The sequence below is a fragment of the Parvularcula lutaonensis genome (genome assembly GCF_014651915.1).
GTDB lineage: Bacteria > Pseudomonadota > Alphaproteobacteria > Caulobacterales > Parvularculaceae > Parvularcula > Parvularcula lutaonensis.
The window spans coordinates 1,539,492-1,554,099 of record NZ_BMXU01000001.1 but is presented as its reverse complement, the minus strand read 5'-3'; the positions used below and the strand labels follow the sequence as shown (position 1 = coordinate 1,554,099).

Genomic DNA, 14,608 nt, shown 5'->3' with positions numbered 1-14,608 from the left:
GAAGGACCGGCGAGCCCTCTGGCGGAGCCTTTGCCTCCCCCGCTCCGGAGGGGCAGCCGCAGCGATGGGTCTTGGCGGCGCGTTCGCTGCGCCCTAGCTCGGTCCCATGGTTCAGAAACTCTCCCCCGAGGCCCGCGCGCAGTTCTTTTCCGACCACCCAGAGTGGAAGGAGGCAGAGGGCAAGGACGCCGCGCAAACGACGCTGCAGTTCAAGGATTTCAACGAAGCCTGGGGCTTCATGAGTCGTGTGGCGCTCTATGCCGACAAGCATGACCATCATCCTGAATGGTTCAATGTCTACAACCGGGTCGAGGTCACCCTGACGACCCATGATGCGGACGGCCTTTCGGAACGCGACGTCGCCATGGCCGAATTCCTCGACAGCCTCCGGTCCTGACACGGCTAAGGCAAAAAAGGCGGCGATGGGGAAGGCCATCGCCGCCAGTCGTCGGTGCAACACAATGTTAGGACGCCCAGGGGCAGGAGGGCTGGTCTTTGCCCTGGACGTCCGGGTCGGGCGGACCGAGGCAGGGGGACATCAACGCCTCTGGGGCAAGCGGCGTTCAGTTCCTCGATCCACGCCTTCCTGATACTGTAAACATAGCGCTTGCCGCAATCCCGATAGCTTATTGCTATGGCGCGCAAAGGGGCGCCGGATCGCGCTAGCGCTCGGATGCGACACCGCTCAGCTCGTCCCTGACCACGGCGCTGACCGCGTCGGCAATGGCGCCATAGGCATCATCCAAGGACGAGCTTTTGCGCCAGGCAAGGCCGATCGAGCGGGCCAGCTGGACCTTGTGCGGGCGCAGGACAGCAACGTCGCCCTGGTCGCGGACCTCCGACGCAGCGTAGATCGCCGGCAGGAACGTCGCTCCCAGCCCCATGCCCACCATCTGGCGCAGGGCATCGAGACTCGTGCCCTCGTAGTCGCGCATGAGGCGCGCGCCATGCTCCTCGCAAAGCCGCAGCACCTGGTCATGCAGGTGGAAACGCGGGCTGAGCGTCAGCACGTCGAGCCCGCGAAGATCCTCGGGAGAGAACCGTTCGCGGCCCGCCAAGGGATGGTCGGCGGCCACGGCAAGGAAGAGGGTCTCGCGGAAAAGCCGGACCGACTGCACGTCCGCAGAGCCGAGGGGAAGCTGGGCAAGGACCACGTCGTGAAGCCCTTCCACCAGCTCGCGCTCGAGATCGACAGGCGGGCCTTCGCGGATGAAGAGCCGAAGATGCGGGTGGGTCTGGTGAAGCCGCCGCACCACCCGCGGCATGATGTAGGGGCCCAGTGTCGCCTTCACCCCCAGGCGAAGGACCCCCGAGAGCGGACCCCTTTCAGCTGTGCGCTTCAGCCCGTCCACCCGGTCGAGAATGTCGATGGCTGCAGCGATCACCTCACGCCCTGCCGGGGTCAGGGCCACCGCTCCGCTGCCCCTTTCGGCGACCTTCACGCCCAGCGCTTCCTCGAGCAGCTTGATCTGCGCGCTGAAGGAGGGCTGGCTGATGCCGCACCGTTCCGCTCCGCGCCGGAAACTGAGGGTCGCGCCCAGGGCGACGACGTAGCGGAGCTGGCGGATGGTCACGTCATGGGTGATCGAGGTCACGGGCGTCCTTTGGAAAAAACTATCGCTCTTGCTGAAACACATAGGATACTTATTGCGGAGAGTTCAACTCCAATCCTCCGTTATCAATTAACAGCCCGCTGATCTTTCCCTGCTAGCCGTCATGGTCTGTGGGTAGGTGTGGGAGAGATGGGCATGGCGTCGATTGCCCTGATCGATGACGACGAGAACATCCTGACCTCGGTCTCGATCGCGCTCGAGGCGGAGGGCTACGGCGTCACGACCTTCACCGATGGTGCATCCGCACTCGACGGTATTCTCGCGAAATCGCCAGACCTCGTCCTTTCCGACGTGAAAATGCCGCGCATGGACGGGGTGGAGCTGCTCCGCCGCCTGCGTACCGAGAGCTCGGTGCCGTTCATCTTCCTCACCTCGAAGGACGAGGAGATCGACGAGATGCTCGGCCTCACGATGGGCGCGGACGACTACGTCAAGAAGCCTTTCAGCCAGCGCCTGTTGCTCGAACGCGTGAAGGCCGTCCTCCGTCGCGCTTCCACGGCCCCTTCCCAGCGGGAAGGCGATGCCGACCAGGTTCTCCGCCGCGGCAGCCTCACCCTCGACCCACCCCAGCACGCCTGTAGCTGGAAGGGTGAGAGCGTCACCCTGACCGTGACCGAGTTCATGATCCTTCACGCCCTCGCGGCGCGACCGGGCTTCGTGAAGTCACGCGACGCGCTGATGGATGCGGCCTATGACGACCAGGTCTATGTCGATGACCGGACCATCGACAGCCATATCAAGCGGATCCGCAAGAAATTCCGCCAGGTCGACAGCAGCTTCGATGGTATCGAGACGCTCTATGGCGTCGGCTACAAATACAAGAGCGACTAGCCCATGGGGGCGACCCTCACCCAGCCAGCCGACCGACCTGCTCCCATCCGGACGACCAGGCTCAAGCGCAGCCGGTTCAGCCGCTCCCGCTTCTCTGGCGCGCTGCTGATCGGGAACACGCTCGGCCTTATCCTCCTGACCTTCGGCGCTCTCGGCCTGATGGCCTATCGCGACGGCCTGCTCGATGCCCGGCTCGAACTGGTCGAGCGGCAGGCCGTGCTTGCCCGAGCGGCCGTGTCGGAAAATGGCCTTGGCAGTTGCGGCTCGCGCAGCTGCCTGCGTGACCCGCTGGCGGCACTGGTCGTCATGGAAGAGGCCGCCGCAGGCTTTGATGGTCGCGTCGCGCTTTACGCCGTGGACGGCGGGGTTGCCTCTTTCGTTGCCGAAACGACCGACAAGAACGGGGGCGCTCCCGTCGCGGTTCCGATCCCGGAAAAGCTCCCCTCTGGCGCCATGCACCAGGTCATGGGGCGAAGCTTGTCCGAATGGGTCGAACACTTCCTCTTCGAGCTTCCCATCCGCGAGCGGATCTCGGACCTCGATCGCGATGCGGAGGCCGAGCGGATCGCCCGCGGACTCGGCGGTGCCCCCAAAGCGCTCAGACGCAAGCAGGACGGCACCCTCGTCGCCTCGGTCAGCTTGCCCGTCGTCGAGGACGGACAGCTCCGCGGCGTGCTGATCGCCGAGAGCGACAGGATCGATGTCGTCAGCCACCGGGTCCGCAAAGCCATGCTGCCGATCGCATTCCTGACCTTCGGGCTGGCGAGCTTCTCCGCGCTGACCCTCACCGCTGCGGTGAGCAGGCCGCTGCGCCAGCTTGCCTATGCCGCGGAGAAAGTGCGCAGCTCCGTCGGGCGCGCGGGCCAGGTGCGCATCCCCGATTTCGACCAGCGCCGCGACGAGGTCGGACGCCTCTCCCGTGCCTTCCGCGCGATGACCCAGGCACTGGTGGACAGGATCGAGTCCATCGACAGCTTTGCCGCCGACGTCTCCCACGAGCTCAAGAACCCGCTGACCTCGATCAAGAGTGCCATCGAGACGATGGACAAATGCAAGACCGACGAGCAGCGCGCCCGTCTTCTCGAAGTCATCGCCAATGACGTGGAGCGGATGGACAGGCTGATCTCCGATATCTCCTCCGCGTCGCGCCTTGATGCCCAGCTTGCGACAGAGACCCGCGAAGTCATTTCGCTGGCAAAACTGATAGGCGACATTGTCGGCAGCTACCGCGCCGTGACCAGCGCCGGTGGCCCCCAGGTCAATTTCTGGGACGATCTCGAAGGCGAGGACTCCCGCGTGTTCGCAGCGCCCGCGGCCCTTGGCCGGGTCATCCGCAACCTGATCGACAACGCCGTCAGCTTCTCGCCGCAGAATGCCGCGGTGTCCGTGGCGCTTGAGAAATCCCGGCAGGCACGGCAGCACTGCGTTCTTGTCACTGTCACCGATGAGGGCCCGGGCGTGCCGCCTGAGAACCTGGAAAGCATCTTCGACCGTTTCTACACCACCTCGCGACCCGAGGGGGCAACTTTCGGCTCGAACTCCGGCCTCGGCCTCGCCATCGCGCGGCAGATCGTCGAGAGCCATGGCGGCCGGATATGGGCGGAGAACGTCTCGGTCGAGAACGGCGGAGCGCGCTTCTGCGTGGAGATTCCCCTGCACCGGAGCCCGGCGCGTTGAGCAGCCTGCACGGCACCGCGCTCGGCGTCGCTCTCGATGCGGAGGGCCCCTTGCGCGGCGTTCTCCTTGTTGGCCCACCGGGCTGCGGGAAATCCCGGCTGGCCGCGGAGCTGATCGCCCACTGCCCGCACCAGCGCACCGGGCTGATCGCCGATGACCTCGTGCAGTTCGACGGCGAGGGCTGGGCGGAAACACCGGCTGCAGGCCCCCTCCTCCATTTGCGGGGCATGGGGATCGCCGAGGTGCGCCAGGCCCCTCCGATGGGCATCGACTACATTGTCAGGCTCGGCCCGACCGAACAGCCGGAAACCCAACAGCCGGGGCTGGAACAGGCCAAGGAAGTGCCTGCGGACCCCAAGCTCGTCACAGCGGCATCGCTGCGCCTTGCGCTGAGGTCTCTTGCATCCGGGCACTCATTGTGGTGCGGATTTGAACCCGGACCCGACCGCTAGACCACATCAGGATGCGCTGCGCATGATCGGTATCGTCATTGTCACCCATGGCAATCTCGCCAAGGAACTCCTCCAGGCGGCTTTTCACGTTGTTGGCCCCCAGCCGGGGATGCGGGCTGTCTGCATCGACGCCGACGACGACATGGAAAAGCGCCGCAGGGACATCGTCCGTGCCGCCAAGGAAGCGGGAGGCGATGACGGCGCCATCATCCTCACCGACATGTTCGGCGGCACGCCTTCAAACCTCGCCATCGCGGTGATGGAGGAGGCGCAGTCCGAGGTCATCGCCGGGGTCAACCTCCCGATGCTGATCAAGCTCGCGCCCGAGGGCTACCGCACAAAGACCAAGATGGCCGATGCGGTGAAAGACGCCCATGACGCCGGGCGGAAATACATCTCCGTCGCCTCGTGGGTGCTGCGGGGCGAAGAGGGCGGCAGGTGACCACCAAAGAGCGGCGCGTCACCGTCGTAAATGTTCGCGGCCTTCACGCCCGCGCGGCTGCGAAGATCTGCGAAACCGCTGCGCCCTTCGACGCACGGATAACGATCTCCAAGGGAGGCACCACTGTCGGTGCGCGCTCTCTGATGGCGCTCTTGATGCTGGGCGCGGGAAAGGGCAGCGAGGTCACAGTCGCGGCCGAAGGTCCTGATGCGGACGAAGCAGTCAGGACGATCGGCGACCTGATCGCAGCCGGGTTTCACGAGGACGACTGAACGCCCAGCACGAAGGCCCGCCCGTGGGCGGTTGCTTCTTTCAGGCGTCCTGTCGCTTCGCGTCTTGAGGACTGGGTGACAGGTAGCGGAGCGGACGGCAGAGCCGCGCTTGCTAGGTATGTTATTTGCGGGCTCGTTCGTCAGCTCCCGGCTTTCTAGCGAAGGGCCCACAGAGCACTTTAAGCCCTCGTCCTGGCGCCACAATTGTCATTCGTGCACGTACAGGAGAACCGCCAGGCTGCCAAACCGTCACGAACCGGCTTGTCCTGTCCAGCAGCAAGGACGGGTAGGACAAGAGATGTAGGATGGGCGGGGATAACTCCCCTCTCCCGTGCAGGGAGAGGGGCAGCTTCGATAGGACCTATTGGTTCCTGTACTGAAGAGGACGCTCGGCGCGCTTGAGGTCCTTGTACCGTTCAGCGAGCTTGGTCTGGCGGTTTTCGAGACTCGTCTCCTCGCCCTCGATGAAGACGTGGGTGGGGCGCACGGTGACCTCGAAAGGATCGCCGTCCCAGACCACGATATCGGCCAGCTTGCCGCGTTCGAGGGTGCCAAGCTCGCGGCCAAGCCCGAAAATCTCCGCAGGCGTCAGCGTGACGGCACGCATGGCATCGGCATGGGTCATGCCATTGGCCACGGCATTGCCCGCAAGCTGCGGTAGCAGGCGGGCGTTATGCGTGTATCCGATACCGTCATCGAAGAAACTGACAGTGACGCCCGCCTCGGCAAGCCTGGCAGCATTCGTCAGTGTAGCCCCCATCTGCTCGAAATTCGAAGGCAGGTTGGAGAGCGGGTTGACGATGACCGGGATCCCCGCCTCGGCCAGCTCATCGGCCAGACGGTAGGCTTCTGTCGCGCCGACGAGCACGAGATCGAGATCATACTGCTCCTGGAGGTCGAGCACCCGGCGGATGTCCGAGGCACCTTCGACACGGATGAGGAGAAGCTCCTCACCCGTCGCTGCAGGCGCCAGGCCCCTGGCGTCCTCGACCGAAAGGCGGTTGTGGTGATCGCTCTCGGCATAGGCGTCCGGGTCCTGATCGTAGAGGATCGCATCGTCCAGCGCCCGGCGGAAGGTGGCGAAGGCCGCCTGCCGTGAGCCGCCTGTGCGGCGGGCCGCGCTTTCGCCAAGGACCGCGGTTTGGCCGATGCACTCCTCCGTAATGGCTTCGGTCCCGCGAACCATGGCGATGACGACGCCGCAGCCGCCGAACAGCGTCTCGCCGGCATTGGGCGCGACATAGGCCCGTGTGATGCCTCCCGCACGGGTGATGTCGAAGACCGAGCTGTCATAGTTGAAGCCGTCGATGGCACGCAGCGCAGCCGAAAGGCTGTCATTATCGGTGCTCACGTCATTGGCTTCTTGGACCGCACCGATCTCGGTCAGGCCAATGCCCGATTGCGAAGCGAAGAAGCCCGGCGTGACGGGGTTGCCGCCAGCGTCGATGACCTGCGCACCCGCAGGAATATCGATGTCACGACCGACAGCCGCGATGCGACCATTCCGCATCAGGATGGTTCCGTCCAGAATGACATCACCATCCGGCGAAGTCATATGCAGCTCGCCATTGGTGATCGCGACGATGCCTTCCTGTGCCGAAGCCATGCTCAGAACACTGATGGCAGCGAGGGCGGAGGTCAGGATGGTTCTCAGCATGGTCATGCGTCCTCCCGTGCAGATTGGCCCAGCTCGAAATCGAAGACAGGCTCCACGCCCTCCTCGCGGTCATACATCAGCGCGCCGTCGATATAGACCCGTTGTGGCCGGGCATAGACCGAGAACGGATCATTGTCCCAAAGAACGATGTCGGCGTCCTTGCCCTCTTCGAGGGTCCCGGTCTGGTCGAGGATGCCAGCAGCCCTGGCCGGGTTCCGGGTGATCCAGGTGATGGCCTGCTCGGGCGCGATATCAATGCCGATGGCAGCGCCGTCGGCCATGGCCTTCGCCGCTTCTTGGTTGAGGCGCTGCACGCCCGTCGGGTCGTCGGAGTGGATGACCACGCAGCTGTCAGGCTGGTTGGCGACGAGGGCCGCATTCGCGCGAACGCTGTCATAAGCTTCCAGTTTGAAGCCCCACCAGTCGGCCCAGACGGCAGCGCAGACATCGTTCTCCGCGAGGTAGTCGGCGACCTTGTAGGCTTCGATCGCGTGGTGGAAGGTCGAAATCTCGTAGTCGAACTCCTCGGCCATATCGAGGACCTGGACCATCTCGTCGCCGCGATAGCAGTGCATGTGGACGAGGATGTCCCCATTGAGGACTCCCGCGAGGGTTTCCTTGTCGAGGTCCCGGCGCGGCGGCGATCCGCCTTCGCCGTTTTCCTTCTTCGATGCGTAGGCGTCCCATTCGCGTTTATAGGCTTCGGCGTCGGCCCATGCCTGGCGGTAGCCGCGGAAGTTGCCCATGCGCGTGCCGGGGCCGCCGCGGCCACCATAGACACGCTTGGGGTTTTCGCCGCACGCCATCTTGATTCCATGGGGCGCGTTCGGGAACTTCATGCCCTGAACCGTCCGTGAAGGGACGTTCTTGACCGTGACCGTCCTGCCGCCGAAGAGGTTGGCGGAGCCCGGCATGATGTGGAGGGATGTCACGCCCCCGGCCAACGCCCGCCCGAAGCCCGGATCCTGCGGGAAGATCGAATGCTCTGCCCACACACCGGCAGTGTTCGGCGAAGTGGCCTCGTTGCCGTCGGAGGTCGAGGCATTGGACGGGCTGGGATAGACACCCAGGTGGCTGTGAAGGTCGATGATGCCCGGCGTGACGAACTTGCCCTCGGCGTCGATCTCCTCATGGCCACGGGGCACGCGGACGGATGCCCCGACCTCCGCGATCTCGCCATCGGTGATGACGACGGTGCCGCGCTCGATCCTGCCGCCGCGGCCGTCGAGAATCGTCGCGTTGGTGATCGCGAAGTTTTCTGACGGATAGGGCTTGTAGGTCGAGGGGAAGGGATCCTTCGCCCAGATGCTCTCTTCACCCGCTTCGTCGCTGCCGCCGCCGCAGGCCACAAGACCCAGGCACCCAGCCCCCACCAATAAACGCCTTATCATCCGGGAGGATCCTCCTTCGCTCGTTCTGCGGAACTCTGTGAGGGAACGGAGGCGTGAGGGCAACGCCGGAACGCTCGCCGAACGCGCCGTGTCCGCTGGAGCAGGAGGTTCCTGATGAGCGAAGCGATCAAGACGACCGACCACGACACGATCAAATCCTGGGCAGAAGCCCGTGGAGGCCAGCCTGCTTTCGTGGGCGAAACGTTGAACGACGAGCAGAAGGGCGTGATCCTGAAGATCAAGTTCCAGGACGAGGACAATCTCGAGACCGTCAGCTGGGACACCTTCTTCGATCACTTCGAGGAGAAGAACCTCGCCGCCCTCCTGCAGGACGAGACCTCCGACGGCTCGAAGAGCCGCTTCGTGAAATTCATCGACCGCAGCAGCCAATAAGGAGAACGACGATGCGTGAACTGCCGATGCAAGATGACAGCACCATGGACCGCTACCGCGAGGAGCGCCTCGACAATGAGAAGCGCATCCAGGAGCGGGTGAAAGCCGAAGGCGAGGTCGCCAAGACCGGCGAGGAGAAAACCGACGAGGAAGGCGACGGCCAGGGCTGACGCCTAGCCGAGCTGGAACACCTTCGAGGGCTGGAGGGCGAGGCCGTCCAGCCGGCAGAGGGCGACCTCACCGCTGTCGTCCTCGGCCAGCACCACGTCGAGAAGTCCCGCCTCGCCCGCGCGGAGGGCTTTTGCCCTGACCGGGGTCAGCATGACCGCTTGGCCCGAGCGCAGGCGGTTGGCCTCGAAGCTCGACACCTTTTCCTTGGGATAGTCCGCCATGGCATCGCCGATGGGCACGAGGTGCTCGTCGAAGCGAGCGTGGTCGCGGGCGTCGGCGGGGATCTTTTCCGAGACCGGATGGCCGGTCACTTCCTCCATGGTCACAGCCTGGTCTTCGCCGAACGGACCCACGCGGGTGCGGCGGAGTTCGGAGACATGCGCGACGGTGCCGAGCTTCTCGGCGATGTCGCGGACGAGGGCGCGGACATAGGTCCCCTTGCCGACGACCGCCTCGAAGACCGCATGGTCGGCGTCGGGCATGTCGATGAGGTCGAAGCTGTCGATTTCCACCTCGCGGGGCTTGAGCTTCACCTCCTCGCCGTCGCGGGCGAGGTCATAGGCGCGCTCGCCATTGACGAGGATGGCGGAGAACTGCGGCGGGACCTGCTCGATGGTGCCGATGAAGTCCGGAAGGACAGCCTCGATCGCCTCGCGGTCAGGGCGAACGGCGCTTTCCTCGACAACCTCGCCTTCGCGGTCATCGGTGGCGGTGCGCACGCCCCAGCGGGCGGTGAAGCGATAGGTCTTGATGCCGTCCTGGACGAAGGGAACCGTCTTGGTCGCCTCACCGAAGGCGATGGGCAGGATGCCCGTCGCCAGCGGATCAAGGGTGCCGGCATGGCCTGCCTTCTGGGCCTCGCCAAACCATTTCATTCTCGAAACGGCCTCTGTCGAGCCATAGTCGTAGGGCTTGTCGAGGATCAGCCAGCCATGGACCTTCCGGCCCTTTTTCCGCCGCGCCATGCGCCATCGTCTCCGCAATAAGGAAAGGGCCGCGGGCTATGCGCCCCGGCCCTTTTCGTCAAGCAGAACCAGGCGGTCCGTTTACTCGCCCGGCACCTCGACATCGTAGCCGTAGCTGCGCAGCAGGCGGTTGAGGTCATTGGCGCTTTCGCGCTCGTCCATCGCCGAGAGAACGGCGCGGTTGAACATGCTCGGCACGGTGAACCACTCACCGCCGTCCTTCCAGCGCATCATGAGGCTTGGCGCGGCGGAATCGGGGGCGAAACCGACCTCGAAATCCTCGCGCTCGAAGCCCGGGAAGAGGCGGATTGCGGCATCCGTGGACACCGGAGCATTGAAGACAGCCTCACCGGCCGGGCTTTCTTCGACCGCACCAGGCTGGCTGCCCTCGACGGTGGCCTTCACCGTCTGGAATTCTTCGCGAAGATCGGAATCGTCCTCGTGCTTCTTACGCCGGAAAAACATGCCACCCTCCAAGACCTGCAGGGCTAGTTGTGACCCGAGCAGGCCCTGCCGTCAAACATCTATTAACATTTCGTTGGGGGTGCGGCTAGCGGTCCTTGCGCAGAAGCTCCGAAATCCGGTCTGCATTGTCGAAGCTGTCATCCTTGCGGAAGCGCAGCTCCGGGATGAATTTCAGCGCCAGCTTGGGCGCGAGGGTCCGGCGGATGGTCCTCGAGGCGACCGTCAATTTGTGCACAGCGCCGTCGACATCGATGCCCCCGAGGGTCGTGACATAGACATTGGCGTGCTTGAGATCCGGCGACGTCTGGACCTCCGTCACCGTGATGTTGAGGCCGGACAGGGTGTCGTCATGCACCTCTTCGCGCTGCAGGATCTGCGCGAGTTCGTGGCGGATCAGCTCGCCGGCGCGAAGCTGCCGCTGGGACGGCGCTTTCGACGTATGGTTGAAACGGGATGCCATGGGAGGGAGCTAGGCCCGAGGCCCCCGGCGCGCAAGGGACCTCGTGCTTGCTTTATTTTGGAAATTTCCTAACTTCCGAATATGGATGTCTACCAGGCCCTTGCCAGTCCGGTGCGCCGGGAGATCCTCGCCATGCTGCGGGACGGGCCGAAGAGCGCGGGCGAGCTTGCCGATGCGTTCGATCTTTCGAAGCCCACCCTGTCCGGCCACTTCGCTGTCTTGCGCGAAGCCGGTCTCGTCGCGTCCGAGCGTGAGGGGGCGAAGGTGATCTACCACCTCAACCTGTCTGTGGCCGAGGAGGCCCTGACCGGCCTGATGGATGTCCTCAGGATCGGGCGGCCATCGGGCAAACCAAAGGGAGAGACGCCATGATCAGGACTGGCTTGCTGGCGAGCGCCCAAATCGGCGTGGTCATGGCGGGGGTCACCCTCGTCGGCTTCGAGGCCATCGAGCCGGGAACCGAGATCGCCCGGCATTGGACCATCAATGGCGAGCCTGACCGCTTCTCCCCGCGCAACGAGGCCTTGCTCGCCCTGCCCGCGCTTGGCGCCCTGATGACGGTGCTTTTCACGGTTTTCGCGGCGACGGGCTGGCAGACACGGGCCCTCCGGGAGAGCCGGGGGCTGTTCCTCGCAGGCTGGATTGGCAGCCTCGCGCTGCTGACCGTCGCCCAGGCGGGCCTCGTCTACGCCAATGCCGGCGCGGCATCCGGCGAGCTGGCCCAGCTTCCCATGAAGGCGGTGCTGGCCGGGGCGAGCCTCCTGCTAATCGTCATCGGCAATTTTCTCGGCAAGTCGCGGCCGAACTGGGTCATCGGGGTCAGGAACCCGTGGACCCTGCGCAACGAGCGGGCCTGGCGCGCCAGCAACCGCGTGGCGGGCTGGCTTTTCGTCGCCACGGGGGCGATTGCCCTGGCGATCCTGCTGATGGGCAGCACCAAGCTCGGAACGGCCGTCCTGGTCGGCGGCGCGATCAGCACGGCAGTCGTGGCGACCGGCGTGTCGGTGCAGGTCTTCAGGGCCGAACGGGCGGAAAGCTGACGCCTAGCGGACGTGGATGCCGCACTCGGCCTTGTCGGAGTTCGACCAGCGGCCGGCGCGGACACCCTCACCATCCTCCACCGCGCGGGTGCAGGGCCAGCAGCCGATCGAGGGATAGCCCTGCTCGACCAGCGGATGGGCCGGAAGGTCGTGCCGTGCGCGGTATTCCGCGACATCCTCAGGGGTCCAGCGCACCAGCGGGTTCACCTTGAAGTGCCTGCCGTTCCACTCGAACGCCGGAAGGTGCATCCGCTCCCCGCCGTGGAACGCCTTGCGCCCGGTGATCCACGAGCCGAAGCCATCAAGCGCCGTCTTCAGGGGACGGACTTTCCTCAGGTCGCAGCAGGCATCGGTATCGCGGCGCCAGAGGTCGCCGTTGGGATCCTGCGCAGCCGCTTCCTCCGTATCGGGAAGGATATCCCGGACATCCGTCAGGCCTAGCCTGGCAGCGAGCTTGCGCCGGTAGCTCAAGGTCTGGGCAAAGTGCTTTTGGGTGTCGAGAAAGATCACCGGGGTCTCTGGCGCGACCGAAGCGACCAGATGAAGGAGGACCGCCGACTCCGCACCGAACGAGCTGACGAGCGCGATTTCGCCCGCAAACTCCTCGCGGATTGCACGCTCGAGGATCGCCTGCGCGTCGGCGTCGGCATATTCCGCCGACAGCGCGCGCGCACGATCCTCAGGCGCGGTCTCGCCGCGCAGTTTCAGAACGGCCGCTGTCATTCCCTAGCGCCCCGGATTGCGAATGCCGGCTGTCCCTGCGCCGGTCTCTGATAGGCGTGTCTGTAGGCTTTCAACGCGAAACGGAAGTCCTCCACCCGCGTCTCTGACGGAATTTCAATGGTATCGACGCCGAGGCGCGCAAGGAACTGCGCCTGGTCGGGAATGACGTGTCCGCCTGCGCGGATCTCTCCGCCATAGCCGTGGCGTTGGCGCAGCAGCCGGGCCTGGGTCAAGGCGCGGCCGTCCTTGAACTTCGGAAGCTCGATGCGGACAACCCTGGCACTGGACAGGTCAGGCGCCCCGGCCATGAGGTCGGCGTCGTGGGGGATCGCGAGATCCGCGTCCGGCGCGACATCGATGACCGCGCCATCGGCGAGCCTAAAGAGCTTCGGCATAGAGCGCCTCCTTGAACGGATCCGCGCCGAGGCGACGATAGGTGTCGATGAAGCGCTCGCTTTCGGAGCTTCGCAGCTCGAGATAGCGCTCGACCACCCTCTCCACGGCGTCAACGACTTCATCCGTGGACAGACCACGACCGACAATCTCTCCGATCGAAGCGTTCTCGTCCGCCGAGCCGCCAAGGGTGAGTTGGTAGAATTCCTCGCCTTTCTTGTCGACGCCGAGGATGCCGATATGGCCGACATGGTGATGGCCGCAGGCATTGATGCAGCCGGAGATCTTGATCTTCAGTTCACCGATCATGGCCTGGTGCTCGAGGTCGGAGAAGCGTTCCTGGATCCGGTTCGCGACCGGGATCGAGCGGGTGTTGGCAAGATTGCAGTAATCGAGGCCCGGGCAGGCGATGATGTCGGAAATGAGGCCGTGGTTCGGCGTGCCGAGGCCCGCTTCGTCCAGGCCCTGCCAGACTGCATGGAGATCATCGAGCTTCACATGGGGCAGGACCATGTTCTGCTCGTGGGTCGTGCGGATGTCGGAGAGCGCATACGCCTCCGCGATGTCCGCGACGGCTTCGAGCTGGGTATCCGTAATGTCGCCTGGCGGTGCGCCTTCAGGCTTCAGCGAGATGGTGGCAGAGACGTAGCCTTGCACCTTATGCGGATGAACGTTGCTGCGCACCCAGGAAGCAAAGCGCTGGTCGGTGGCGAGGGCGTCGTCGAAGCTTTCGGAAAAGGCCAGTGCGTCCTCGAAGGCGGGCGGGGCGAAGAAACCTGCGATACGCGCCCGTTCTTCGGCAGGAAGATCGACGGAGCCGCCGGGGCCCATCGCGCGGAAGTGCGCGAACTCGTCTTCCACCGCGTCGCGGAACGCATCGATGCCCATCTCGTTGACGAGAACCTTGATCCGCGCCTTGTACATGTTGTCCCGCCGTCCGTAGACGTTGTAGACGCGCAGGATCGCCTCGAGATAGCTCAGGAGCTCCGCCTGCGGAAGGAATTCGCGGATCCACTGGCCGATATGGGGCGTCCTTCCCTGCCCCCCGCCGACGAGGACGCGGTAGCCCGGCTCGCCCACGGCGTTGCGGACGATCTGCAGGCCGATGTCATGGACGGCGATCGCAGCGCGGTCATGCTCGGTCGCGCTGACGGCGATCTTGAACTTCCGCGGCAGGAAGGTGAATTCGGGGTGGAAGGTCGACCACTGACGGATGATCTCGCAGGTGATGCGCGGGTCTTCGACCTCATCCCTGGCAGCACCGGCAAAGGGGTCCGTTGTCGTGTTGCGGATGCAGTTGCCGGAAGTCTGGATGGCGTGCATCTCGGCTTCGGCGAGGAGATCCAGGATGTCCGGCACATCCTTCAGCTTCGGCCAGTTGAACTGGAAGTTCTGCCGTGTGCTGACATGGGCATAGCCCTTGTCATAGTCGCGCGCGATCGTCGCGAGGACGCGCAGCTGGCGCGGGTTGAGCGTGCCATAGGGCACCGCGACTCGCAGCATATAGGCATGGAGCTGGAGGTAGAGGCCGTTCATCAGCCGCAGCGGCTTGAACTCTTCCTCGGTGAGGTCGCCTGCGATGCGGCGTTCGACCTGGCGCCGGAATTCGGCCACCCGGTCGGCCACCATCGCGCGGTCGATGTCGTCATACCGGTACATCAGG

19 protein-coding genes are annotated in these 14,608 nt (G+C 64.8%); 10 read left to right on the top strand and 9 right to left on the bottom strand.

Annotation, left to right across the window (positions count from 1 at the left end):
- Positions 1–106: 106 nt before the first annotated feature.
- Positions 107–397: a 4a-hydroxytetrahydrobiopterin dehydratase gene (locus tag IE053_RS07545; RefSeq protein ID WP_189574152.1), complete on the top strand. Its 291-nt coding sequence runs from the start codon at positions 107–109 to the stop codon at positions 395–397.
- A gap of 265 nt (positions 398–662) precedes the next feature.
- Here IE053_RS07545 and IE053_RS07540 read toward each other — a convergent pair whose 3' ends face one another.
- Complete coding sequence (locus IE053_RS07540) at positions 663–1,595, bottom strand: hydrogen peroxide-inducible genes activator (RefSeq protein WP_189574149.1); 933 nt, start codon at positions 1,593–1,595, stop codon at positions 663–665.
- A gap of 153 nt (positions 1,596–1,748) precedes the next feature.
- On the opposite strand from IE053_RS07540, the gene IE053_RS07535 reads away from it, so the two are divergent.
- The 5 genes from IE053_RS07535 to IE053_RS07515 are packed head-to-tail and all read left to right on the top strand — an operon-like array spanning position 1,749 to position 5,287.
- On the top strand, positions 1,749–2,444 hold the full coding sequence (locus IE053_RS07535) for a response regulator transcription factor (protein WP_189574146.1): 696 nt from the start codon (positions 1,749–1,751) through the stop codon (positions 2,442–2,444).
- A gap of 3 nt (positions 2,445–2,447) precedes the next feature.
- Positions 2,448–4,121 carry a sensor histidine kinase gene (locus IE053_RS07530; RefSeq protein ID WP_189574143.1) on the top strand — a complete coding sequence of 558 codons (1,674 nt, stop codon included), beginning with the start codon at positions 2,448–2,450 and terminating at the stop codon, positions 4,119–4,121.
- Positions 4,118–4,573, top strand: a complete 456-nt coding sequence (locus IE053_RS07525; RefSeq protein WP_189574140.1) for a hypothetical protein — start codon at positions 4,118–4,120, stop codon at positions 4,571–4,573. The genes IE053_RS07530 and IE053_RS07525 overlap by 4 nt, the downstream gene beginning before the upstream one ends.
- A 22-nt stretch (positions 4,574–4,595) precedes the next feature.
- Positions 4,596–5,015 (top strand): PTS sugar transporter subunit IIA, encoded by a 420-nt coding sequence (locus IE053_RS07520; protein ID WP_189574138.1) that lies wholly within the window; start codon positions 4,596–4,598, stop codon positions 5,013–5,015.
- Positions 5,012–5,287, top strand: coding sequence for an HPr family phosphocarrier protein (locus tag IE053_RS07515; RefSeq protein WP_189574136.1), 276 nt, complete (start codon positions 5,012–5,014; stop codon positions 5,285–5,287). Before IE053_RS07520 ends, IE053_RS07515 begins: the two co-directional genes overlap by 4 nt.
- A 361-nt stretch (positions 5,288–5,648) precedes the next feature.
- Here the strand turns inward: IE053_RS07515 and IE053_RS07510 are convergent, their stop codons facing one another.
- Together IE053_RS07510 and IE053_RS07505 are read right to left on the bottom strand one after the other, a co-directional pair.
- On the bottom strand, positions 5,649–6,950 hold the full coding sequence (locus tag IE053_RS07510) for an amidohydrolase family protein (RefSeq protein ID WP_189574133.1): 1,302 nt from the start codon (positions 6,948–6,950) through the stop codon (positions 5,649–5,651).
- Positions 6,947–8,335 (bottom strand): amidohydrolase, encoded by a 1,389-nt coding sequence (locus IE053_RS07505; protein ID WP_189574119.1) that lies wholly within the window; start codon positions 8,333–8,335, stop codon positions 6,947–6,949. Before IE053_RS07505 ends, IE053_RS07510 begins: the two co-directional genes overlap by 4 nt.
- Positions 8,336–8,449: 114 nt before the next feature.
- On the opposite strand from IE053_RS07505, the gene IE053_RS07500 reads away from it, so the two are divergent.
- Both IE053_RS07500 and IE053_RS07495 read left to right on the top strand, forming a co-directional pair.
- Positions 8,450–8,728 carry a hypothetical protein gene (locus IE053_RS07500; RefSeq protein WP_189574116.1) on the top strand — a complete coding sequence of 93 codons (279 nt, stop codon included), beginning with the start codon at positions 8,450–8,452 and terminating at the stop codon, positions 8,726–8,728.
- Positions 8,729–8,739: 11 nt separating this feature from the next.
- Positions 8,740–8,898 (top strand): hypothetical protein, encoded by a 159-nt coding sequence (locus IE053_RS07495; protein WP_189574113.1) that lies wholly within the window; start codon positions 8,740–8,742, stop codon positions 8,896–8,898.
- A gap of 3 nt (positions 8,899–8,901) precedes the next feature.
- On the opposite strand, the gene truB is transcribed toward IE053_RS07495, so the two are convergent.
- From truB to rbfA, 3 genes are all read right to left on the bottom strand, one after another.
- Positions 8,902–9,864, bottom strand: a complete 963-nt coding sequence (gene truB, locus IE053_RS07490; protein ID WP_189574110.1) for a tRNA pseudouridine(55) synthase TruB — start codon at positions 9,862–9,864, stop codon at positions 8,902–8,904.
- 81 nt (positions 9,865–9,945) lie between these two features.
- Positions 9,946–10,329, bottom strand: coding sequence for a hypothetical protein (locus IE053_RS07485; RefSeq protein ID WP_189574107.1), 384 nt, complete (start codon positions 10,327–10,329; stop codon positions 9,946–9,948).
- Positions 10,330–10,414: 85 nt separating this feature from the next.
- On the bottom strand, positions 10,415–10,789 hold the full coding sequence (gene rbfA, locus IE053_RS07480) for a 30S ribosome-binding factor RbfA (RefSeq protein WP_189574104.1): 375 nt from the start codon (positions 10,787–10,789) through the stop codon (positions 10,415–10,417).
- A gap of 81 nt (positions 10,790–10,870) precedes the next feature.
- Between rbfA and IE053_RS07475 the strand changes: the two genes are divergently transcribed.
- Positions 10,871–11,161 carry a metalloregulator ArsR/SmtB family transcription factor gene (locus IE053_RS07475; RefSeq protein ID WP_189574101.1) on the top strand — a complete coding sequence of 97 codons (291 nt, stop codon included), beginning with the start codon at positions 10,871–10,873 and terminating at the stop codon, positions 11,159–11,161.
- Entirely contained in the window at positions 11,158–11,829 is a 672-nt protein-coding gene (locus IE053_RS07470; protein WP_189574097.1) for an SdpI family protein, read from the top strand. The genes IE053_RS07475 and IE053_RS07470 overlap by 4 nt, the downstream gene beginning before the upstream one ends.
- Positions 11,830–11,832: 3 nt before the next feature.
- Here the strand turns inward: IE053_RS07470 and IE053_RS07465 are convergent, their stop codons facing one another.
- From IE053_RS07465 to IE053_RS07455, 3 genes are read right to left on the bottom strand one after another with little or no spacing between them, the layout of a single operon-like run.
- Complete coding sequence (locus IE053_RS07465; RefSeq protein WP_189574094.1) at positions 11,833–12,552, bottom strand: phosphoadenylyl-sulfate reductase; 720 nt, start codon at positions 12,550–12,552, stop codon at positions 11,833–11,835.
- A complete protein-coding gene (locus IE053_RS07460) occupies positions 12,549–12,947 on the bottom strand; it encodes a DUF934 domain-containing protein (RefSeq protein WP_189574091.1) in 399 nt (132 codons plus the stop codon). Before IE053_RS07460 ends, IE053_RS07465 begins: the two co-directional genes overlap by 4 nt.
- Complete coding sequence (locus IE053_RS07455) at positions 12,931–14,604, bottom strand: nitrite/sulfite reductase (RefSeq protein WP_189574088.1); 1,674 nt, start codon at positions 14,602–14,604, stop codon at positions 12,931–12,933. Before IE053_RS07455 ends, IE053_RS07460 begins: the two co-directional genes overlap by 17 nt.
- Positions 14,605–14,608: the final 4 nt, after the last annotated feature.